The organism is Halorubrum lipolyticum DSM 21995, assembly GCF_000337375.1.
GTDB classification, from domain to species: domain Archaea; phylum Halobacteriota; class Halobacteria; order Halobacteriales; family Haloferacaceae; genus Halorubrum; species Halorubrum lipolyticum.
Genome location: NZ_AOJG01000025.1, coordinates 17,747 through 39,205, shown reverse-complemented (window position 1 = coordinate 39,205; position 21,459 = coordinate 17,747). Strand labels below are relative to the sequence as shown.

15 protein-coding genes and 1 pseudogene are annotated in these 21,459 nt (G+C 70.2%); 7 read left to right on the top strand and 9 right to left on the bottom strand.

What is annotated here, in order from left to right:
- Positions 1 to 173: 173 nt before the first annotated feature.
- On the top strand, positions 174 to 446 hold the full coding sequence (locus tag C469_RS08840) for a glutaredoxin family protein (protein ID WP_008005812.1): 273 nt from the start codon (positions 174 to 176) through the stop codon (positions 444 to 446).
- 98 nt (positions 447 to 544) lie between these two features.
- Here C469_RS08840 and C469_RS08835 read toward each other — a convergent pair whose 3' ends face one another.
- On the bottom strand, positions 545 to 2,236 hold the full coding sequence (locus tag C469_RS08835; RefSeq protein WP_008005811.1) for an HVO_2922 family protein: 1,692 nt from the start codon (positions 2,234 to 2,236) through the stop codon (positions 545 to 547).
- Between the two features lie 110 nt (positions 2,237 to 2,346).
- Between C469_RS08835 and C469_RS08830 the strand changes: the two genes are divergently transcribed.
- The 4 genes from C469_RS08830 (at position 2,347) to C469_RS08815 (ending at position 7,726) form a co-directional block, all read left to right on the top strand.
- On the top strand, positions 2,347 to 3,522 hold the full coding sequence (locus C469_RS08830; protein ID WP_008005810.1) for a metal-dependent hydrolase family protein: 1,176 nt from the start codon (positions 2,347 to 2,349) through the stop codon (positions 3,520 to 3,522).
- Between the two features lie 118 nt (positions 3,523 to 3,640).
- Entirely contained in the window at positions 3,641 to 5,821 is a 2,181-nt protein-coding gene (gene ligA / locus C469_RS08825; protein ID WP_008005809.1) for an NAD-dependent DNA ligase LigA, read from the top strand.
- 43 nt (positions 5,822 to 5,864) lie between these two features.
- Positions 5,865 to 6,899 (top strand): ABC transporter ATP-binding protein, encoded by a 1,035-nt coding sequence (locus tag C469_RS08820; protein WP_008005808.1) that lies wholly within the window; start codon positions 5,865 to 5,867, stop codon positions 6,897 to 6,899.
- Positions 6,896 to 7,726: an ABC transporter permease gene (locus tag C469_RS08815; protein WP_008005807.1), complete on the top strand. Its 831-nt coding sequence runs from the start codon at positions 6,896 to 6,898 to the stop codon at positions 7,724 to 7,726. Before C469_RS08820 ends, C469_RS08815 begins: the two co-directional genes overlap by 4 nt.
- A 25-nt stretch (positions 7,727 to 7,751) precedes the next feature.
- Here C469_RS08815 and C469_RS08810 read toward each other — a convergent pair whose 3' ends face one another.
- Positions 7,752 to 9,053 carry an O-acetylhomoserine aminocarboxypropyltransferase/cysteine synthase family protein gene (locus tag C469_RS08810; protein ID WP_008005805.1) on the bottom strand — a complete coding sequence of 434 codons (1,302 nt, stop codon included), beginning with the start codon at positions 9,051 to 9,053 and terminating at the stop codon, positions 7,752 to 7,754.
- Between the two features lie 156 nt (positions 9,054 to 9,209).
- On the opposite strand from C469_RS08810, the pseudogene C469_RS08805 reads away from it, so the two are divergent.
- Positions 9,210 to 10,525: pseudogene (locus tag C469_RS08805) on the top strand (SPFH domain-containing protein).
- Positions 10,526 to 10,547: 22 nt separating this feature from the next.
- On the opposite strand, the gene C469_RS08800 reads toward C469_RS08805, so the two are convergent.
- The 6 genes from C469_RS08800 to C469_RS08775 all read right to left on the bottom strand — a co-directional run bounded on the left by C469_RS08800 (position 10,548) and on the right by C469_RS08775 (position 19,891).
- The gene (locus C469_RS08800; RefSeq protein ID WP_008005803.1) at positions 10,548 to 11,540 is read right to left on the bottom strand and encodes a ribonucleotide-diphosphate reductase subunit beta; all 993 of its coding nucleotides are present in this window, start codon (positions 11,538 to 11,540) and stop codon (positions 10,548 to 10,550) included.
- 28 nt (positions 11,541 to 11,568) lie between these two features.
- Positions 11,569 to 14,187, bottom strand: coding sequence for a ribonucleoside-diphosphate reductase subunit alpha (locus C469_RS08795; protein ID WP_049911203.1), 2,619 nt, complete (start codon positions 14,185 to 14,187; stop codon positions 11,569 to 11,571).
- A gap of 366 nt (positions 14,188 to 14,553) precedes the next feature.
- Positions 14,554 to 15,153 carry a hypothetical protein gene (locus C469_RS08790; protein ID WP_008005799.1) on the bottom strand — a complete coding sequence of 200 codons (600 nt, stop codon included), beginning with the start codon at positions 15,151 to 15,153 and terminating at the stop codon, positions 14,554 to 14,556.
- 86 nt (positions 15,154 to 15,239) lie between these two features.
- A complete protein-coding gene (locus C469_RS08785; protein ID WP_008005797.1) occupies positions 15,240 to 15,770 on the bottom strand; it encodes a hypothetical protein in 531 nt (176 codons plus the stop codon).
- A gap of 104 nt (positions 15,771 to 15,874) precedes the next feature.
- Complete coding sequence (gene uvrB / locus C469_RS08780; RefSeq protein WP_008005794.1) at positions 15,875 to 17,929, bottom strand: excinuclease ABC subunit UvrB; 2,055 nt, start codon at positions 17,927 to 17,929, stop codon at positions 15,875 to 15,877.
- A 72-nt stretch (positions 17,930 to 18,001) separates the two neighbouring features.
- Positions 18,002 to 19,891 (bottom strand): hypothetical protein, encoded by a 1,890-nt coding sequence (locus tag C469_RS08775; RefSeq protein WP_187127445.1) that lies wholly within the window; start codon positions 19,889 to 19,891, stop codon positions 18,002 to 18,004.
- Positions 19,892 to 20,051: 160 nt separating this feature from the next.
- Between C469_RS08775 and hisG the strand changes: the two genes are divergently transcribed.
- Positions 20,052 to 20,942 (top strand): ATP phosphoribosyltransferase, encoded by an 891-nt coding sequence (hisG, locus tag C469_RS08770; protein WP_008005790.1) that lies wholly within the window; start codon positions 20,052 to 20,054, stop codon positions 20,940 to 20,942.
- Between the two features lie 21 nt (positions 20,943 to 20,963).
- Here the strand turns inward: hisG and C469_RS08765 are convergent, their stop codons facing one another.
- Positions 20,964 to 21,236: a GIY-YIG nuclease family protein gene (locus C469_RS08765; RefSeq protein WP_008005789.1), complete on the bottom strand. Its 273-nt coding sequence runs from the start codon at positions 21,234 to 21,236 to the stop codon at positions 20,964 to 20,966.
- Between the last annotated feature and the right edge of the window lie 223 nt (positions 21,237 to 21,459).

Here is a 21,459-nt window from a genome sequence, read left to right as displayed (position 1 = left end):
GCAGCGAGCGTACGTCGGCTTCCCGGCTGGGGCTTTGAAGATGTCCACCGTCGATAGACAGTCACCCGCTTATAAGCGAGCGGCTGTGGCTTTAGAAATGTCTCCGACGCTACCACTCTCCGCGAATCCGATTGATCGAAAGCGACTCGTCGCCGCCGACCCAACAGCCGAGTATGAGCGAGACGGACGCCTCGGAGACCGTGCCCGTCACGGTGTACACCCGCGAGGACTGCTCGCTGTGCGAGGTCGCCCGCGAGACCATCGAGGAGGTCGCCGAGGGCCTCGACGTGGCGGTCGACCTCGACATGGTCGACCTCGACGAGGACCCCGAGCTGGCCGCGGAGTACGGCGAGCGCGTCCCCTACGTGCTCGTCGACGGCCACCCGGCGTTCAAGTACGAGGTCGACGAGCGGGACCTGCGCCTGAAGCTCCTCGCGGCGTCCTGATCGACTTTTAAAAGAACTCGAAAAACGCCCCGGCCAGCGCCGACCTGCTCCCCTGCTTCGACCTACTCTCCCGCTTCGACCGTCTCCGCCGCCTCGACCTACTCCCCCGCCTCGACCGTCTCCGCCGCCGCGCCGGGGGCGTTCGCTTTCACACCCGTGACGGCTTCGACCGCGTTCGACCGGGAGGCGTACCCCTCGCCCGAATCGGCGACGATGTTGCCGTTGCGGTGGCGGAGCCGCCAGCGCCACTCGCCGCCCGCGTCCTCGTAGATCTCGAAGGCCGCGTTGCCGACCTCTAACACGTCGGCTTCGGGGGAGTACTCGCGGACGCGTCCGATCGCGTCCCGCGCGCCCGACTCGGAGCCGTACCCCTCGCCGGAGTCGGCGATGATGTTGCCGTTACGGTGGCGGAGCCGCCAGCGGTACTCCTCGGCCGCGTCCTCGTAGAGCTCGAAGGTCGCGTTCGGGCTCCCGTCTGCGTCACCGCTCGCGCCGTCGTCGCCGACCGCTTCGAGGGCCGCGTCGGCGGCGTTCGACCGCACGCTGTCGAGCCCCTGCCGGGCCTTCGAGCGCGAGGAGTACCCCTCGCCGGAGTCGGCCAGCACGTTCCCGTTCTCGTGGATGAGCCGCCAGCGCCACTCGCCGGCCGCGTCGCGGAACATCTCGAAGGCGGTCGGGTCGACCCGGAGGTAGTCCGCGGCGGCGACGTGCTCGCGGACCCGGCCGAGCGCGCGCTTCGCGTTCGACTTGGAGGCGTACCCCTCGCCCGAGTCGCCGATGACGTTCCCGTTGTCGTGGCGGAGCCGCCAGCGCCAGTCGCCGCCCGCGTCCTCGAACAGCTCGAAGGTCGCCGCGCTCGCGCTCGCCTCGTCCTCGCTCGGGACGGCCACGTCCGGGTCCGCGGCGTCCGCGGGCTCGGGGCCGTCGTCGGCGGCGACCGAATCGGCCTCCGCGATCGACGTCTCGATCCGGAGGATCCCGGCGCCGAGCGCGTTCCGCCGGACGCTGTGGAGCCCCTTCTGGGCCTTGCCGCGGCTGCTGTACCCCTGTCCGGCGGTCGCGATCACGTTGCCGTTGCGGTGGCGGAGCCGCCAGCGCGGCTTCCCGCCCGCGTCCTCGAACAGCTCGAACCGCGCCTTGCTCTCCCGCAGCGCCGCCGTCTCCGCGCGGGCCGCGTCGAGCGCCGACTCCGTCTCCGAGAGCTCCTCGCGGATCTCTGCGAGCGCCGATTCGGTCGTCTGCAGTTCCTCTCGAACCGCCTCCAACTCCGACTCGGTCGCCTCCAACTCCGTGCTCGTCTCGTCGCGTTCGGTCGTCGCGGCCACCGCCGCGCCCCGCATCCGCTCGTAGTCCTCACGGACCGGGTCGGACAGCAGCGGGACGACCGTCCCCGCGAGCCCGATGAGCGCGAGTCCGGCACCGTACACGGCGATCACGGTCGGCTCGCCGGAGGTGGTGGACCAGCCGCCCGGGAAGATGTTCACGAACCAGACCACGCCGATGACGCTGACCGTCGTCCCGAGGTACCCGAAGAACGTCCCCGATCGGCGGAGCGGGAAGCGGATCACCGCGCCGAGCATGACGAACGGCGGGGCCAGCGCCGCGAGCGCGTACGCGAGCCCGCGGGCGGTCGTCGCCGACTCCGTGAGGAAGAAGAGGACGACCCCGGCCAGTCCGAGCAGCACGCCGAACCCAAACAGCCAGAACCCGTTCACCTCGTCGTCGGTCGTCGGCGTCCCGATGCGCCGCTCGTACAGCCCGCCGGACGATCGCTGTTCATCGCTTGCCATGGGTAGCCGTCTCAACCCACCCGGATATGTGTATGGGTCAGAGACACGAACCCGTGCGCAGCGGTACCGCGACCCGAGCGTTTACGGATCGAACGCCCCCCTGTGAGGGCATGCACGTGCTTCGAGGCGGACGGGTGGTCGACGCCGACGGGACCCGCGAGGGCGACGTCGCCGTCGCGGACGGCGAGATCGTCGCGGTCGGGCCGGACGCGGTCGAGGAGATCGGCGGCGAGGAGGCGGTCGACGCCGAGACCGACGCGAGTGGATCGGTGGTCGCGCCGGGGCTGATCGACGCGCACGTCCACGTCATGATGGACGGGCGGCCCGACGTGGCCACCGCGGTCTCCGACAGCGACTACACCGCGAGCTACCGTGCGGCCGGCAACCTCCGAGACGCCCTCGAAGCGGGGGTCACGACGGTCCGCGATCTGGGCAGCCGCGGGACGCTCGCGCTCGACGCGGGCGAGGCGGTCGCCGCCGGCGACATAGACGGCCCGCGCGTCCTCGCGTGCGGCCGCAACGTGATCATGACCGGCGGCCACGGCAACTGGTTCGGGCGCGAAGCTGACGGGCCAAGCGAGATCCGGAAGGCCGCCCGCGAGCAGCTGAAGGCGGGCGCGGACGTGCTCAAGTGCATGGCGACGGGCGGCGTCCTCACCGAGGGCGCGGTGACGGGCGCCCCCGAGTTGACCCCCGAGGAGCTGGCTGCGTTCACCGACGCCGCCGCGCCGACGGACACGCCCACCGCGGCTCACGCCCACGGAGAGGTCGGGATCAAGAACGCGGTCGAAGCGGGGATCTCCAGTATCGAGCACGGCACGTTCATGGACCGCGAGGCCGCCGAGATGATGGCCGAGCGCGGGACCTACTGGGTCCCGACCGCGAGCGCGCTCCGCGGGATCGTCGACAACGGCGTCGAGGCCGGGATTCCCGCGGACGCGGTGGAAAAGGCCGAGGACGCGGCCGACCGCTTCGACGACGCGTGGGACCACGCGCTCGCCGCCGGCGTCCCCGTCGCGATGGGGACCGACGCCGGCACCCCGTTCAACTTCTTCGCGGACATCCCGCGGGAGCTGGCGTACATGGTCGACTACGGCCTCTCGCCGGAGCGCGCGCTGGAGGCCGCCACCGTCAACGCCGCCGACCTCCTCGGGCTCGACGACGTGGGGCGAGTCGAGGCGGGGTACCGCGCCGACCTCGTCGTCCTCGACGCCGACCCCACGGAGGACGTGACCGCGTGGCAGGAGCCGAAAGCGGTGTTCGCCGCGGGCGATCGGGTCGCGTAGGGACGCGCGTAGGGACGCGCGGCCGCCGCTCGCGACGTCGACCGTGCGACGGTCCCGCCGCGCGGTCGACCGCCCCCGAACGCTCGTTTTTAACCCGAGCCGACGCAACGATCAGTCGATGACGAGCGCGCACTCCGGGTCGACGCCCCGGCACGCGGACCCGGACGAGAACCCCTACGTCGAGTCGCCGCCGACCGACTTCGAACCGGTCGCGTCGCTCTCCGAGGACGAGGCCGCCGAGCAGGCGTCGCTGCTCCGCGCGGCGGTCCGCGAGCACGACCACCGGTACTACGTGGAGGCCGATCCGCTGGTCCCCGACGAGGCGTACGACCGGCTGTTCGCCCGGCTGCGGGAGCTCGAGGACGCGTTCGACCTCCCGACCGAGAACTCCCCCACCCGCCGGATCGGCGGCCGACCCCTCGACGAGCTGGAGACGGTCGAGCACGTCGCGCCGATGCGCTCCATCGACAACTCGACCGACGCGGAGGCGGTCCGAGCGTTCGACGAGCGCGTGCGGAAGGGGCTCGACGCCGAGGGGTTCGACCCGGGCGGGGTCGAGTACGTCTGCGAGCCGAAGTTCGACGGGCTCTCCGTCGAGGTCGTGTACGAGGACGGCGAGTACGCCCGCGCCGCCACCCGCGGCGACGGGACCGCGGGCGACGACGTGACCGAGCAGATCCGGACGATCCGGTCCGTCCCCGGAAAGCTACGCGGCGACCCGCCCTCCCGGCTCGCGGTCCGCGGCGAGGCCTACATGCCCCGCGACGCGTTCGAGGCGTACAACGAGGAGCTGATCGAGCGCGGCGAGGAGCCGTTCGCGAACCCCCGTAACGCCGCCGCCGGCACCCTCCGTCAGCTCGACCCGTCGGTCGTCGCGGAGCGCCCCCTCGACGTGTTCTTCTTCGACGTGTTGGCGTGGGAGACGGACGGCGAGGGGACGGCGCGAGGCGAGGACGGCCCCGAATCCGGCCCCCCGGACCGCCCCGGCACCCACTGGGCGGAGTTCGACGCGTTCGACGCGTTCGGCCTCCGGCGCGCCGACCGGGTCGAGCGCGTCCCCGACATCGAGGGCGCGCTCGACTACCGCGACCGCCTCATGGCCGACCGCGAGGGGCTGAACTACGCGATCGACGGCGTCGTGATCGCCGTCGACGACCGCGCGCACCGCGAGGCGCTCGGGTCGACCGCGCGGGCGCCGCGCTGGGCGTTCGCGTACAAGTTCCCGCCGCGGACCGCGACGACCACGGTCGAGGGGGTCACGGTGCAGGTGGGCCGGACGGGTCGGCTCACTCCCGTCGCCGAGCTCGACCCGGTCGACGTGGGCGGCGTCACCGTCTCGAGAGCGACCCTCCACAACCCCGCCGAGATCGAGGCGCTCGGCGTGAACGTCGGCGACCGCGTGCGGATCTACCGCGCCGGCGACGTGATCCCCTACGTCCCCGAGGTGGTCGAGAAGCGCTCCGAGGGGACCTACGCCTTCCCCGAGAGCTGTCCGATCTGCGACGCCCCCGTCGAGCGCGACGGCCCCCTCGCGTTCTGTACCGGCGGGCTCGGGTGCCCGGCGCAGCTGGATCGGGCGATCGAACACTGGGCGCGCCGAGACGCGCTCGATATCGAGGGGCTCGGCCCGGAACGCGTCGAACAGCTCCGCGAGGCCGAACTCGTCGAGTCGCTGCCCGACCTCTACGACCTCGCGGTCGACGACCTCGCCGCGCTGGAGGGGTGGGGCGAGACGAGCGCCGAGAACCTGATCGCGGAGCTGGAGGCGACGAGGGAGCCACCGCTCGACGACTTCCTCGCCGGGCTCGGGATCCCCGACGTGGGCGCGACGACGGCCCGGGCGCTGGCGGCGCACTTCGGCGACCTCGACGCGATCATCGACGCCGACGGGGACGAGCTCCGCGCCGTCGACGACGTTGGCCCCGAGGTGGCCGAGTCGATCCGGACGTTCCTCGACACCGAGGAGAACCGGGCGGCGATCGAGGGGCTCCGCGAGCGCGGCGTCGACCCGGAATCGGTCGACGTCGACGCCGGCGAGGCGCTCGACGGCCTGACGTTCGTGTTCACCGGGTCGCTCTCGACGACGCGGGGGGAGGCGCAGGCGCACGTGGAGGCGCACGGCGCGAACGCCACGTCGAGCGTCTCCGGCAACACCGACTACCTCGTCGCCGGCGAGAGCCCCGGGCGGTCGAAGCGAAACGACGCCGACGCGGAGGGCGTGCCCTTGCTCGACGAGGGCGAGTTCGCCGAGCTTCTCGCGGAGCGCGGGGTGGCGTGGCCGCCCGAGGGGGACGAGTAGCGAACCCGCAACCCTTTATCCGGCGACGCGGGAACGAGGTGGTATGACCGCCATCGAACTGCGGGGCGTGACGAAGGAGTTCGCCGACGTCACGGCCGTTCGTGACCTCGATCTCACCGTGGAGGAGGGCGAGGTGTACGGCTTCCTCGGTCCGAACGGCGCCGGCAAGTCGACGACGATCGACATGGTGCTCGACCTCGTTCGCCCGACCGCGGGGACGGTGCGCGTGCTCGAACAGGACGCCACGGCCGACGGCGTCGCGATCCGCCAACGCACCGGCGTGCTCCCCGACGGCTTTTCCGTGTACGACCGGCTCACGGGGCGCCAACACGTCGAGTTCGCGGTCCGGTCGAAGGAGGCTGACGACGACCCGGACGCCCTCCTCGACCGCGTCGGGCTCCTCGACGACGCCGGCCGCACGGCCGGCGGCTACTCGAAGGGGATGCGCCAGCGGCTCGCCTTGGCGATGGCGCTCGCCGGCGACCCCGACCTGCTCATCCTCGACGAACCCTCCTCCGGGCTGGACCCGGCGGGCGCGAAGGAGATGCGCGAGATCGTCCGGGCCGAGGCCGACCGCGGCGCGACCGTCTTCTTCTCCTCGCACATCCTCGAACAGGTCGAGGCCGTCTGCGACCGCGTCGGCATCCTCCGCGAGGGCGACCTCGTCGCCGAGGACTCCGTGGCGGGGCTCCGCGAGGCCGTCGGCGGCGAGGAGACGCTAGAGATCGCGGTGGGCGACGACGCGGACGCCGACGCGGTGGCCGCGGTCCGCGACCTCGACGGCGTGAGCCGCGTCGACCGCGACGGCGACGCGCTCGTCGTGAGCTGCGCCGACGGCGCGAAGACGCGCGTCATCGGCGCGCTGGAGGACGCCGGCGTCGCCGTCGCCGACTTCCACACCCGCGAGGCGTCGCTGGAGGACCTCTTCTTGGCGTACACGGAGGGCGACGCGCCTGGTGCGGGCGGCGAGGATCCGGGGGAGGAGGGGGTCGACGACACCGACGAGGCCGATGCCGGCGATATCGGTGACACCGGCGACGCCGACGACACCGACGAGCACGAGGAGGTGGGCCGATGAGCCTCCCCGCCATCGCGGAGAAGGACTTCCAGGACACCGTGCGCTCCCGCGGGATGTTGATCCTCGTGGCGCTGTTCTCGCTGCTCGTCGCCGTCTTCGCGTACGTCTTCGCGCCGCCGGGCGAGCAGTTCGCGACTGAGTTCCTGTTGAGCGCCGCCGTCGGCCCCTTCCTCGTGACGACGCTCGTCCCGCTCGTGGGCGTCGTCGTCGGGTACAACGCCGTCAGCGGCGAGCGCGAGTCGGGCTCGCTGAAGCTGCTCCTGTCGCTGCCGCACTCGCGCGCCGACGTGGTCTTCGGAAAGGTCGCCGGGCGCGGCGCCGCGCTGTCGCTCGCCGTGTTCGCCGGCTTCCTCCTCCCGGCAGTCGTACTGTTCGCGCTCGCTCAGCTCGGGTACATCCAGGCGTTCAACGTCGGGTCGTACCTCGGGTACACGGTCTTCGCCGCGGTCCTCGGCGTCGTCTTCGTCGCGATCGCGGTCGGCTGCTCGGCCGCGGCGAGGACGCAGCGACAGGCGCTGATCGGTGGGGTCGCGACCTACGTCCTGTTCGTGATGCTGTGGGGTGCCATCACCGGGCGGTTCCTCGGTGCCGCGGGCGACGCGGGACTGATCGGTCCCCTGCCGGTCTCGCAACAGCAGATCAGCGTGTTCCTGCAGGTCGCGAACCCGATAACCGGGGTCGAACTGCTGTCCAACGCGTTCCTCGGCGGCCAGCTGCTCTCGGGCGAGGCCGTCAATCAGCAGATATCGGCGGTGTCGATGCTCGTGTTCTGGACGATCGCGCCGCCGCTGGCCGGGCTCTGGAAGTTCGACACGGACGATTTATAAGGGAAACCGGCTGTCTCGCGGCCGACTACGCCGACGCGCGCTCGATCGCCGCCTCGAGGTCGGCGACGATGTCGGCCGGGTCCTCGATACCGACCGAGAGCCGTACCATGTCGCCGGTGACGCCTGCCGCCTCCTGCTCTTCTTCGGTCAACTGCTGGTGAGTGGTCGACGCCGGGTGGATGACGAGCGTCTTCGCGTCGCCGACGTTCGCGAGCAGCGAGGCGAGGTCGGCGTTCTCGACCGTCCCCTTCGCGGCCTCGTAGCCGCCCTCAAGCCCGAAGGTGATCATGCCGCCGTAGCCGCCCTGCAAGTACTCGCTCGCCTCCTCGTGGGTCTCGTGGCTCTCCAGCCCGGGGTAGTTCACCCACGCCACGTCCTCGTGCTCGTCGAGGTACTCGGCGACGATCCCGGCGTTCTCGCAGTGGCGCTCCATCCGGAGCGGGAGCGACTCGGTCTGCTGGAGGGTGTTCCACGCGTCGAACGGCGACTGCTGGTCGCCGAGGTCGCGCAGCCCGCGGGTGACCGCGGCGAACGTGAACGCCGCCTCGCCGAACGCCTCGACGTAGTTGATCCCGTGGTACGCGGGGTTGTCCTGCGCGATCTCGGGGTACTTCTCTGCGTGCTCGGCCCACGGGAACGAGCCGCCGTCGACCAAGATCCCGCCGACCGTGGTCCCGTTGCCCGTGAGCCACTTCGTCGTCGACTCCCAGACGAGGTCCGCGCCGTGGTCGAGGGGGCGGCAGAGGTAGGGCGTCGCGAACGTGTTGTCGACGAACAGCGGGGCGCCGTGCTCGTGGGCGATGTCGGCGATCCGCTGGATGTCGGGCGTGACGAGGGCGGGGTTCCCGATGGTCTCGAGGTGGACGTAGGCGGTGTCGCCGTCGATGGCGTCGGCGTACCCCTCGTAGTCGAGCGGGTCGACGAAGCGGGTCGAGACCCCCCGGCGCTCGACCGAGTGGGTGAGGTAGGTGTACGTACCGCCGTACAGCGCGGACGACGACACGACGTTGTCGCCCGCGGACGCGAGCATGAACGTCGCCAGATCGAGCGCGGCCATCCCCGACGACGTGGCGACCGCGCCCACGCCGTTCTCGAGGGAGGCGATCCGCTCTTCGAGGGCGGCGTTCGTCGGGTTCATGATCCGCGAGTAGACGTTGCCGGCCTCCTCCAGCGCGAACAGCCGGGCCGCGTGGTCGGCGTCCTCGAACTCGTAGGAGGTCGTCTGGTAGATGGGCGTGGCGCGCGCGCCGGTGGCCGGGTCCGGATCGGAGCCGGCGTGGACGCTTCGGGTGCGGAACTCGCGGTCGTTGTCGTCGTCGGATGCCATACGAGCGGCTCCGTGCGCCGAAGTTGTAAAGCCGCCCGATGTTGCGGCCGTTTCCGGTATCTCGGAGACGGGGCGGCAACGACCTCCCGGTCGGTTTCGGCCCGAGCGCCCCCGTCTCGTGCGAACCGTTAACAGCGTTGAAACGTAACGTTAGCCATGGGAACCCAAGGTCCGCGCGGCGATTCCTTCGAGTTGGAGGACGCGATGGGCGGCATCCCCGATTCCGTCTGGCAGTACACGGCGCTCGGCGCCGCCCTGCTCGTCGGCTTCGCCCTCCTCAGTCAGAGCCTCGTCTTCGGCGTCGCGGCGCTCGCGGTGTTGCTGGCGGCCGTGACGGTCGTCAGCGCGGTCGAGATCGTCGACGCCTACGACAAGGAGGCGCTCACGGTGTTCGGCGAGTTCCGGAAGCTCCTCGAACCCGGCGTCCACCTCATCCCGCCGTTCGTCTCCCGCACGTACGCGTTCGACATGCGGACGCAGACGCTCGACGTCCCGCAGCAGGAGGCGATCACGCGGGACAACTCGCCGGTGACCGCGGACGCGGTCGTCTACATCAAGGTGATGGACGCGAAGAAGGCCTTCCTAGAGGTCGACGACTACAAGAACGCCGTCTCGAACCTCGCGCAGACCACCCTCCGCGCCGTCCTCGGCGACATGGAACTCGACGACACGCTCTCGCGCCGGGACCAGATCAACGACCGCATCAACGAGGAGCTGGACGAGCCGACCGACGAGTGGGGGATCCGCGTCGAGGCCGTCGAGGTCCGCGAGGTGAGCCCCTCGCAGGAGGTCCAGCGCGCGATGGAGCAACAGACGGGCGCGGAGCGTCGCCGGCGCGCGATGATCCTCGAAGCGCAGGGGGAACGCCGCTCCGCGGTCGAGCAGGCCGAGGGTGACAAGCAGTCGAACATCATCCGCGCGCAGGGGGAGAAACAGAGCCAGATCCTCGAGGCGCAGGGCGACGCCATCTCCACTGTCCTCCGCGCGCGCTCCGCCGAGTCGATGGGCGAGCGCGCCATCATCGAGCGCGGCATGGAGACCTTAGAGGAGATCGGGAAAGGCGAGTCCACCACGTTCGNGCCGAGTCGATGGGCGAGCGCGCCATCATCGAGCGCGGCATGGAGACCTTAGAGGAGATCGGGAAAGGCGAGTCCACCACGTTCGTCCTCCCGCAGGAACTCACCAGCCTCGTCGGCCGCTACGGCAAGGCCCTCTCCGGCTCCGACGTGCAGCAGATGGAGGGGTTAGCGAGCTTGGAGTTCGACGAGGAGACGGAGAAGATGCTCGGCTTGGAGGACATCGAGAGCGCGCTCGAACAGCTCGACACGGTGGCCGACAGCGACCTGCGGACCGACGAGACCCGCGACGCGGACACGGCCCGCGACGTCGACCTCGCCCGGCAGGCGGAGGAGACCCGCGAGGCCGACCGCGACATCGAACTGGAGACCGAAAGCGAGCGACCGGGCGACTGATCGACGCGCCGCCGCCGACCGCCTACCAGTCCAGCGACCCGCCGGACTGGTACTCGGTGACCTGCCGCTCGAAGAAGTTGGCCTCGCGGTTCAGATCGACCGCCTCGGACATCCACGGGAACGGGTTCTCCGTGCCGAACCGCTCGTCCATGCCCAGCTGGGTGAGCCGGCGGTCGGCGACGTACTCGACGTACTCGACGAACCCCTCGGCGGACATTCCCATGAGGTCCGGCGGGCACGCCTCCTCGGCGTAGGTCGACTCCAGTTCGACGGCCTCGCGGATCAGCTCGTCGATCTCCGCCTCGAACTCGGCCGTCCAGACGCCGGGGTTCTCCTCGCGGATCGTGTTGATCAGGTCGACCCCGAAGTTGAGGTGGAGCGACTCGTCGCGCATGATGTACTCGAACTGCTCGCCGACCCCGACCATCTTCCCGCGCCGCTTCAGCGCGAGCATCATCGCGAAGCCGGCGTAGAAGAATATCCCCTCCATGATCACGTAGAAGCCGACGAGGTCTCGGAGGAGCTCCCGCACGTCCTCGTCGGTCTCGACGGTGAACGACGGGTCGTCGATCGACCGCGTCAGGTCGACGACGAACTCGTCTTTCCGTTGGATGGCCGGGATCCGGTCGTACATCCCGTACAGGTACTCGGGCTCGAAGCCGAGCGAGTCACAGCAGTAGATGAACGTGTCCGTGTGGATCGCCTCCTCGTACGCCTGCCGGAGCAGGTACTGGCGGCACTCGGGGGCGGTGACGTAGTCGTACACCGCCAACACGAGGTTGTTCGCGGTCAGCGACTCCGCCGTCGAGAAGAACCCGAGGTTCCACTCGACGAGCTGACGCTCCGCCTCGGTGAGCTCGTCGTTCTCCCACTGGTGGACGTCGTCGGCCATCGGGACCTCCTCGGGGACCCAGTTGTTGTTGACGCCGTTCCGGTAGTACTCGCGGGCCCAGTCGTACTGTATCGGCAGGATCTTGTTCGGGTCGTGCTGGCTGTCGGTGTTGAGTATCGGCATCGGTGGTGTGAGTTCGGCAATCGGCTGATTACTGGCAGGCGTCGCACGTCGGGTCCTCGACGGTCGGGAGGTCGTCTCCCGCCGCGCTCGACGAGTCGGCGGTCGGGTCGTCCTCGGACTCGACGGCGGCCGAAGCCGGCTCGTCGCCGAACCCGGACCCGCCGTCGGAATCACCGTCCCCGCCGCGCGACTGCGTGTCGTCGTACTCGGCCATGTCGAGCGTCGACTGTTCGATGCTCGACGCACCGAGGGTGCGCAGGTAGTACGTCGTCTTCAGCCCGCACTCCCACGCGGTCTCGTACACGTCGGCGAGCAACGAGCCGTCGGTCGACGGGAAGAAGACGTTGTGCGACTGGCTCTGGTCGATCCACGCGCCGCGCCGCGCGGTGAGCCGGAGCTGGTGGCGCGGGTCGATCTCGAAGGCGCCGCGGTAGAGGTCCGAGAGGTCGCCGGGCAGGTCGAGGTCGCCGACCGCGCCGTCGCGGTACTTCAGGCGGTCGAGGGCCTCGGCGCCCCACTGGCCCTCGGCCTTGAGGTCGGCGACGAGTCGCTCGTTGACGACGGTGAAGTCGCCAGACATGTTCGATTTGACGTAGAGGTTCGAGTACAGCGGCTCGATCGACGGCGAGGTGCCGGCGATGGTGGAGATCGTCGCCGTCGGCGCCACCGCGGTGGTGTTGGAGTTGCGCATCCCGTGGTCGGCGATCCGCTCGCGGACCGCGTCCCAGTCGAGCGTCTCCTCGCGGTCGACCGGGACCTCCCGGTCGCGCTCGTCGGCCAGCAGGTCGAGGGTGTCCTGCGGCAGGAGGTCGCGGTCCCACTTCGACCCCTCGAACGTCTCGTAGGCGCCGCGCTCGGCCGCCAGCTTGGCAGAGTTGTCGATCGCGTGGTACCCCAGTAGCTCGCCGGCCTTCCCGGCGAATCCGAGCGCGCGCTCGGAGTTCATCGGGACGCGGGCGAGCTGGAGCGCCTCGTGGAACCCCATCATTCCGAGCCCGATCGGTCGGTGCCGCATGTTGGAGCGCTCGGCCTTCTCCGTCGGGTAGAAGTTGAGATCGACGACGTTGTCGAGCATCCGCATCGCCGTCTCGGCGGTGTCGGCGAACAGCTCGGCGTCGAGCTCGGCGGCGTCGCCGTCGGCGCCGAGATCGAGGGGAGGGTCCGCCGTCTCGGTCGCGTTCCCGGAGCCGTCTCCGCCGCTCCGCGCCGCGACCGCGACGTCGTCGGGCGCGGGGTGCGCCTCCGCGTCACCGCGGAACGTCATGTGGCGCGCGAGATTCACCGAGCCGAGGTTGCAGACGGCGGTCTCCTCGTCGCTCGTGTTGAGCGTGATCTCCGTACAGAGGTTCGAGGAGTTGACGACGCCGACGTGGTCCTGCGGCGACCGGACGTTACACGGGTCCTTGAACGTGATCCACGGGTGGCCCGTCTCGAACAGCCGCGTGAGCGTCTCGCGCCAGAGCTCGCTCGCGTCGACCGTCTCGTACTGCCGGAGTTCGCCGTTTTCGGCGGCCTCCTCGTACGCCTCGTACAGTCTCTCGAACTCCTCGCCGTACGCGCCGTGCAGGTCGGGCACCTCGTCCGGGGAGAACAGCGTCCACTCCGCGTCGTCCTCGACGCGCTCCATGAACAGGTCGGGCACCCACGCGGCGGTGTTCATGTCGTGCGTGCGGCGGCGCTCGTCGCCGGTGTTCCGGCGGAGGTCGATGAACGCCGGGAAGTCGAGGTGCCACGCCTCGAGGTAGGCGGCCGCGGCCCCCCGGCGCTTCCCGGACCGGTTGATCGCGCCGGTCACGTCGTTCGAGATCTTGAGGAACGGCACCGTGCCGGTCGACTCGACACCGGTCGAGGAGACCAGCGCGCCGTCGGCCCGCAGCGGAGTCCAGTCGTTGCCGAGCCCGCCGGACCACTTCGAGAGCGTCGCGTGTTCCTTGTACGCGTCGAAGATCCCCTCCAGATCGTCCGGAACGGTCGTGAGGTAACACGAGGAGAGCTGGGGGTGGGTCGTCCCGGCGTGGAACAGCGTCGGCGTGGAGTGGACGAACCGCAGCGTCGAGAGGACCTCGTAGAACTCCTCGGCGCGGGCCTCGCGCTCGGACTCCTCCTCGCGGAGCGCGACGCCCATCGCGACCCGCATCCAGAACACCTGTGGGAGCTCGAACGGCTCCGCGTCCGCCTCCCGGAGGTAGTACCGCTGCTCGAGCGTGTCGAGCGCGGTGTAGTCGAAGAGGGCGTCCCGCCCCGGCTCGATCGCGTCGGCGAGCCGGTCGAGGTCGTACTCGCCCATCCGCTCGTCGAGCAGGTCGGCGTCGAGCCCTCGGGCGATCGCCCCGCGGAAGGAGTCGCGGTACGCCGCCGCGAGCGCGTCGTCGCCTTCGGGCGGCCGCTCGCCGGTCACCCGTCTGAAGTAGTCCTCCCGAGCGACGCGAGCGGCGGCGGCGTCGTAGGCGGGGTCGCGTTCGATGCGCGCCGTGAGCGCGTCGACCGTCGCCTCGGCCACCTCTCCGGGATCGGCGCCGTCGTACAGCGCCCGTTCGACCTCGTCGGCGATCCGGTCGCGTTCGTCGTCGTTCAATACGTCCTCGTGGCCCGCCCGAGCGCGGTCGAGCAGGTCGCGAACCGCGGTGTCGTGTGTCGTCGTGCTCATGGTGTCTCCGGTTCGTCCGGCTCGTCCGGGTCCGCTCCGCCGCGGACCGATCGAGACCGATCCGCCGCGGAGCGTCGACAGCGTCGCCACTCGCGGGTCGCGTTCCGATCGCCGCGAGAGCGCGGCTATCGACCGCGATCGGCGGCGTCCACCGTTCGAACCGTGTCAGACACCTCCGGCTCCACCGGGATAAATATTACCAACAGAATTTCAGTAAAACAATTTAGATTGTATAACGGCGTGCGGAGAGCGCGGCGTACCGACTCCGAACACGCGGCGGACTTCGCCTCTCACGCGGTCGGATCGATCGCCGAGAAGGGAGTTATCGCGCCGCCGCCGGCTCCAACTCCGGTAGCGACCGCGAGGTCAGGGCCGCCACGTCGCCGGGTCGACCGCCCAGAGCGCGCCCACCGCGAGCGCGCCGGCGACGCCCCCGGTCGCGAGCGCGAGCGGGTCGGCCGACGCGGCCGCGACCGACGCGAGCAGCAGGGTCGCGCCGACGAGCAGCGTCACCGTGTCCTCCGTGGTCGCGGCGCGGACCACCGGTGCCACCGTCGCTCCGGCGACGGCGCCGGCCGCGATCGTGCCGGGCGGACCGGCGCTCAGCGTCGCGAGCGCCTCCGAGGCGGCGAACGCGGCGAGGGGTGCCCCGAAGTCCGTACCGATCCCGGTGCCGAGCGCGAGCGCGACGACGGCGCCGAGCGCGGGCGCGAGGAGGGCGGCGCGCGCGGAGAGGTCGGCGTCGAGGAGCGTGGCTCCCCCGGAGACCAGCAACACCGATCCGACCGCGAGGAGCGCGGGCGCGGCCAACAGCGAGACCGGAGAGGGCACGACGAGGTCGGGGTTACCGGACGCGGTCCCGGCCTCGGGGACGATCACGGGCGCGACGGTCGCTGCGACCCCGAACGCGGCCGCGGCGGCTGCGAGCAGCGCGGCGCCGAGGAGGCGACGACGAAGGGATGCCATATCGGCGGGAGACCGCCGAGCCACTAAACGATCGCGGGACGCGAACGGGTCGGACCGGTGGACTCACCGCTCGGGGCTCCTCCGCCTCACACCGTCACGCCGGCCCGGTCGCCCTCGATCGAGACGACGACGCGCTCGGGCGGCCCCCGCTCGTCCGTCAGCCGCAGGAGGAGCGTCTTGACCACGGGGTCGTCGGTCTGGACCTCGCCGCGGACGCCCGCCACGTCGACGGCGACGCGGAGCGAGTGGTCCCCGGTTCGGCTGATCGCGCCGAGCCGGAGCTCGACCTCGGGCGCGGTGAGCCGCTGGGCGGCGACGAGCACAGACTCGCCGCCGTCGTCGACGAACGACGTGGCCTCGACGAACGCCAGCGTCTCCGAGCGGTCGGGGAGGACCGCCGCCGTCGCCTCCGACTCCGACCGGAAGGAGGCGGCGTGAGTCAGAAGCCCCTCGGGGAGCGAGCGCACGCTCTGCCCCTCGACGAGCGGGTCGCCGTCGACGTACCGGCTCCGGACCGCGAGGTCTCGCGGCGTCGAGGCCGCCACGTCGTGGAGGCGGTCGGTACAGCCCGCGCTGGCGACGGAGAGGAGTCCGGCCACCACCGCGCGCCGCTTCATGTGACGCGTTCCGACGCTCGCGGATAAAAACCCCGTCGTCGCGGGTCTCGACGCGCGAGAATCGGCGCCGGCGCGAGAGCGGTCGAGGCGACCGGGGCGCCACCCTACTCGTCGATCATCGGCGCCGGCACGCCGTCGTCGCCGCCGTCGAGCTCGAAGGCGCGCCGCAGCTCCGCGATCCGGTCGCGGATGTCGGCCGCCAGCTCGAACTCCAGGTTGCTCGCGGCTTCGTCCATCCGATCTTCGAGCGCCTCGATCTGCGCCTTCGCCTCCTCGGGGCTCTCCACGTCGCCGACGCTGACCGACGAGGTATCCGTCTTCGAGCCCGGGAGGTTCGTCTCGCCGACCGGCTTGTCGATGGTGGTCGCCTCGTAGCCGTGCTCCTCGTTGTACTCGAGCTGGATCTCGCGACGCCGCTGGGTCTCCTCGATGGCTGCCTCCATCGAGTCCGTCATCCGGTCGGCGTAGAGGACGACCTCGCCGTTGACGTTGCGCGCGGCGCGCCCCATCGTCTGGACGAGGGTCGTGGTCGAACGCAAGAACCCTTCCTGGTCGGCGTCGAGGATCGCCACCAGCGAGACCTCGGGGATGTCGAGCCCCTCGCGGAGCAGGTTGATCCCGACGAGCACGTCGATGTTCCCGAGCCGGAGGTCGCGGATGATCTCGTGGCGCTCCAGGGTGTCCGTCTCGTCGTGCATGTACGCCACGTCGATCCCGGCCTCCTCGAAGTACTCCGTGAGGTCCTCGGCCATCCGCTTGGTGAGGGTGGTGACGAGGACGCGCTCGTCGCGCTCGATCCGCTCGCCGACTCGTTCGAGGAGGTCCTCGACCTGTCCCGTCGCCCCCGTCACCTCCACCTTCGGGTCGACGAGGTGGGTCGGGCGGACGATCTGCTCGACGATCCGGTCGGAGGTCTCGCGCTCGTAGTCGCTCGGCGTCGCCGAGACGTAGAGCGTGCGGTCCGTCTTCCCCTCGAACTCCTCGAACGTCAGGGGGCGGTTGTCGTAGGCGGTCGGGAGCCGGAACCCGTTCTCGACCAGCGAGTCCTTCCGCGATTTGTCCCCCTCGTACTGCCCCTTGATCTGGGGGATCGTCTGGTGTGACTCGTCGATGACGGTGAGGAAGTCGTCGGGGAAGTAGTCGAGTAAGGTGTAGGGGGCGTCGCCCGACTCCCGGTCGTCCATGTGCACCGAGTAGTTCTCGATCCCCGAGCAGTAGCCCGCCTCGCGGAGCATCTCGACGTCGAAGGTGGTGCGCTCCTCGATGCGCTGGGCCGCCACGAGGTCCCCCTGTCGCTCGAAGTAGCGCACGCGTTTCTCCATCAGGTCCTCGATCTCCGCGATCGCCTGCTCCAGCTTGTCGTCCGGGATCGAGTAGTGCTCCGCCGGGTGGAGCATGACGGCGGGCTCCTCCGAGACGACCTCGCCCTTCATCGGGTCGACCTTGAGCATGCGGTCGATCTCCTCGCCCCACAGCTCCACCCGGACCGCGTAGCGCCCGTACATCGGGTAGATCTCGACGGTGTCGCCGCGCACCCTGAAGGTGCCCTGCGTGAAGTCCACGTCGTTGCGCTCGTAGTTCAGGTCGACGAGCCGGGTGAGCAGCTCCTCGCGACCCACCTCCTCGCCGACCTCCAAGCGGAGCGCCATGTCGCGGTAGTTCTGGGGGTCGCCGAGGCCGTAGATGGCCGACACCGAGGCGACCACGATCACGTCGTCCCGGGTGAGGAGCGAGCGCGTCGCGGAGTGGCGGAGGCGGTCGATCTCCTCGTTGATCGACATCTCCTTGTCGATGAACGTGTCCGTCTGCTCGACGTACGCCTCCGGCTGGTAGTAGTCGTAGTAGGAGACGAAGTACTCGACGGCGTTGTCCGGGAACAGCTCGCGGAACTCCTCGTAGAGCTGGGCCGCGAGCGTCTTGTTGTGGGCCAAGACGAGGGTCGGCTGGTCAAGCTCCTCGGCGACCCACGAGACGGTGTTCGTCTTCCCGGACCCCGTCACACCGAGGAGGGTCTGCCTGTCGGCGCCCGACTCGAACCCCTCGACCAGCCCGTCGATCGCCTCCGGCTGGTCGCCCGCGGGCTCGAACGGGGCGTCGACGCGGAGGGGGCGGTCGACGGTCGGACGGTCCTCGGAGAGGGGAGAGTCGGCGTCGCTCACGATACGCGTCGTTGGGCGGCGAGACACTTGAGCGGCGCGGGGATCGACGGCGGCGCGGCCCCGTGCGAGCGGTCACATCCCTCTGCGGATATCTTTCTTATCGATACCTCGTGACAACAGTCCGATGTTCTCGTCCGGCGAGCGCGTTCCGGCTCCGGCCAGATGGACGAGCGGGGCGTCTACGGCGGTTGCGCTCACGTAGGTCGGCCCCTCGTCGCCGTCATCGTCGGCTCCCTGTCTGCCGAGTACCTTGACGTTCACGGCGTTGAGCCCCTTCCGCCCCCCGTCAGTTTGTGTTAATGCGTGCGACGCCATCGCCTCGATCAGTTCCGCCTTGTTCATCTCGGTTCCCTGTACCCGAGCGCTACCGATCGCCGACCCGTATCGGCTCCGGTCGCGGGAGAACCCCTCGACGACGCGGTCGTCGAAGTCGTCGCTCTCGATGTCGTCGGGAGTCACACTCGCGACCTCAGTCGGCCCCTCGTCGAACAGAAGAGTCACCGAATCCTCGTACAGCGCGCCCTCGTCGAGGATCCACCCGCCGGCGAAGACGAGCTGATCGTCGCGGACGATCCGCCGAACGTAGAACAGCCCGGGCAACGGACACGGGCAGTCCGCGGGCGTCACGGCCACGGGACAGACCAGCGTCGCGCTCACCGAGCCGTCGTCGGCGCTTCCCGGCATCACCATGTCTCTGTCTTCGCCTAAGATGATCTCACCCGTGACGTCGTCGGCCACGAGGAAGACACGTTTTCCATCGGTGTCGGCCAACGCCGGCGCGCCGCTAACGACCGCGCCCCCTTCGGTAGCGAAGCCGACTATCGCCCGGTTCTCGGTGCGGTACGTGTCCAGTTCGGCCGAGAGGATCGTCTGACAGGCGATATCCCTATGCAGCGAGACGGGGCCGTCGAGTCGAACGCAGCCCTCGTCGTCGTACTCGATACCCCGCGTTCCGTATCGGTCACTGAACGGTGTCCGTCGACCATCTGGCTCGTGTGAGGGGGCGAAGTACGCGAGGACCCGGTCCAGTGTGAGTTCCTCGGCGAGCGAGCCGAGATCCCCCGGCAGACTGGCGTCGGGCAGGCAGACGGTGAAGCGCTCGCCGACGGTCGGCGTGCCTCGCAGGTACTCGATAACGTCGATGAACCGCGGCCGCCCGGGGCGACGCTCGACGAGGACGTCGTCGAGCCGCTCGACGTCTCCGAGGACGATCTCCTCGACGCCCGCGAGCTCTCGCACCGCCGCGGCCCAGTTCGCGTCGGCGATGGCCCGGCGTGCGATCCGAACGCCCTGCTCTCGGATATCGGAGTTCTCACGGACGGTCTCACAGACGCCGGTCCCGCAGTTGTCGAGTTTCGGTCTGAGGGCGGTCTCGGTGTCGTCGATGAACGCGTCGAGGGCGCGTTTCGCTTCGTCCGGGGCGCGTCGCTCCACGGCGTCCTGTGCGGTCACGACGTGGCCCAGCAGCTCGAGTTCGACGTCCAGAATACCGTCCGCGTCATCGTCGTCGTCGACGATGTCGTCGTCGGGGCCGGCCCACCACTCGGAGCTGGGTTTGTTCGAACGCGAGGAGTTGTAGTCCCGGGCTTTCGTCGCCCCGCTGACGGAAAATCCTTCGAGTTCGATTTCCCGGGAGTCGGCCCGAGCCGTCGCCGGCACGTACGCCACCCCGACCGGGCCGGTGCGGAGGACCTGCGCCCGGTCGCCGCGTTCGCCGTCGGTGGTGCTACCCGCTCGCTCGTCTACCGGCGACCGTCCGGCGTAAAACGCCGCCGGCGTGGAGACCGTCGTCCCGAGCACCTGCTCGCCGGCGCGGTCCACCAGTCCGTCGAGGCCGGAACACCCCGCGAGCCCGCCGAGCGCGACGACCCCACCGGCGGCGAGAACTGCCCGTCTCGTCGGTCCGAGCCCGTCGGAACGGCCCCCGGTTCGGCGTCTCGCGTCGGTGGGGTTTGTACTCATCCAGTATTCATAATGTTTTATAAGTATATAAGATGGCGTATATTAGCGCGCTAACTCGCACGGAGTTCGTCCGTGTCCCGGATCCGCCGTCAGTACGGGGTTCACAGCGACCGAGCCGTCGGACGAAAACGTTTCCCCGTCCCCCCGCGACGCTCGACGTATGCGCATCGCCGTCCCCAACAAGGGCCGCCTACACGACCCGACGCTCTCGCTCTTAGAGCGCGCGGGGCTCCACGTCGAGGAGACCGCCGACCGCCAGCTGTACGCCGACACCGTCGACCCCGACGTGTCGATCCTCTTCGCGCGCGCGGCCGACATCCCCGAGTACGTCCGCGACGGCGCGGCGGACATCGGGATCACGGGCCTCGATCAGGCCGCGGAGTCGGGCGGCGTCGTCGACTCCGCGGCCGCGGCCGAAGAAGGCGACCTCGTCGACGTACTCGATCTGGGGTACGGCTCCTGCAGGCTCGTCCTCGCGGCGCCTGAGGACGGCGAGATCGAGAGCGTCGGCGACCTCGCGGGCGGGACGATCGCCACCGAGTTCCCGGCGGTCACCCGCGACTACCTCGACCGCGTGGGCGTCGACGCCGACGTGGTCACGGTGACGGGCGCCACGGAGCTGACTCCCCACGTCGACATGGCCGACGCCATCGTCGACATCACCTCCACGGGCACGACGCTGAAGGTGAACCGGCTCGCCGTGATCGACGACGTGCTCGACTCCTCGGTGCGGCTGTTCGCGCGCTCCGACGTGGTCGACGACCCGAAGGTCGAGCAGGTCCTGACCGCCTTCGAGTCCGTGCTCGCGGCCGACGGGCGCCGGTACCTGATGATGAACGCGCCGAAAGAGCGGCTCGACGAGGTGAAAGACGTGATCCCCGGACTCGGCGGACCGACCGTGATGAACGTGGAGGCCGACGAGAACGGCAACGGGATGGTGGCGGTCCACGCCGTCGTCGAGGAGCGCGACGTGTTCGCGACGATCTCGGAGCTCAAGTCGGTCGGGGCGACCGGCATCCTCGTCACCGAGATCGAGCGGTTGGTCGAGTAGCGAGGCCGCGGCCTCACCGACTCAGCCGTCGTCGCCGTCGATCAGCCGCTCCTTCTGAGCGCGCGTGAGCGACTTGATCGCGTGCTCGCGCGACATCGCCGCCGACTTCGAGCCGAACGACTCGACGTGGCGAAGGGTCACGGGAGTCCGGCCCCGGGTGTACTTGGCGCCCTCGCCGGCGTCGTGTTCGGCGACGCGTCGCTCCACGTCGGTGGTGTAGCCGGTGTAGAGCGTGCCGTCGGCGCACTCGATGACGTACACGTGGTGAGACGAGTCCTCGTTCGGTGTCGACACGACGCGGGATCGGTGCGACCGAGGCGAATAGGTACCGGTCTCGGGACGGCTTCGGCTTGACGGCGGGCCGACGAGTCAGTCGCGTCCGGCCGCGTCGACCGCCCGAGCGATCAGTCGCGCCCGGCCGCGTCGACCGCCCGAGCGATCAGTCGCGCCCGGCCGCGTCGACCGCCCNCGACCGCCCGAGCGATCAGTCGCGCCCGGCCGCGTCGACCGCCCGAGC

What these genes read in the sequence shown, in the direction of transcription:
- C469_RS08840 (WP_008005812.1), top strand. Translation starts at nt 174, where the DNA reads ATGAGCGAGACGGACGCCTCGGAGACCGTGCCCGTCACGGTGTACACC.
- C469_RS08835 (WP_008005811.1), bottom strand. Translation starts at nt 2,236, where the DNA reads ATGGCAAGCGATGAACAGCGATCGTCCGGCGGGCTGTACGAGCGGCGC.
- C469_RS08830 (WP_008005810.1), top strand. Translation starts at nt 2,347, where the DNA reads ATGCACGTGCTTCGAGGCGGACGGGTGGTCGACGCCGACGGGACCCGC.
- ligA (WP_008005809.1), top strand. Translation starts at nt 3,641, where the DNA reads ATGACGAGCGCGCACTCCGGGTCGACGCCCCGGCACGCGGACCCGGAC.
- C469_RS08820 (WP_008005808.1), top strand. Translation starts at nt 5,865, where the DNA reads ATGACCGCCATCGAACTGCGGGGCGTGACGAAGGAGTTCGCCGACGTC.
- C469_RS08815 (WP_008005807.1), top strand. Translation starts at nt 6,896, where the DNA reads ATGAGCCTCCCCGCCATCGCGGAGAAGGACTTCCAGGACACCGTGCGC.
- C469_RS08810 (WP_008005805.1), bottom strand. Translation starts at nt 9,053, where the DNA reads ATGGCATCCGACGACGACAACGACCGCGAGTTCCGCACCCGAAGCGTC.
- C469_RS08800 (WP_008005803.1), bottom strand. Translation starts at nt 11,540, where the DNA reads ATGCCGATACTCAACACCGACAGCCAGCACGACCCGAACAAGATCCTG.
- C469_RS08795 (WP_049911203.1), bottom strand. Translation starts at nt 14,187, where the DNA reads ATGAGCACGACGACACACGACACCGCGGTTCGCGACCTGCTCGACCGC.
- C469_RS08790 (WP_008005799.1), bottom strand. Translation starts at nt 15,153, where the DNA reads ATGGCATCCCTTCGTCGTCGCCTCCTCGGCGCCGCGCTGCTCGCAGCC.
- C469_RS08785 (WP_008005797.1), bottom strand. Translation starts at nt 15,770, where the DNA reads ATGAAGCGGCGCGCGGTGGTGGCCGGACTCCTCTCCGTCGCCAGCGCG.
- C469_RS08775 (WP_187127445.1), bottom strand. Translation starts at nt 19,891, where the DNA reads ATGAGTACAAACCCCACCGACGCGAGACGCCGAACCGGGGGCCGTTCC.
- hisG (WP_008005790.1), top strand. Translation starts at nt 20,052, where the DNA reads ATGCGCATCGCCGTCCCCAACAAGGGCCGCCTACACGACCCGACGCTC.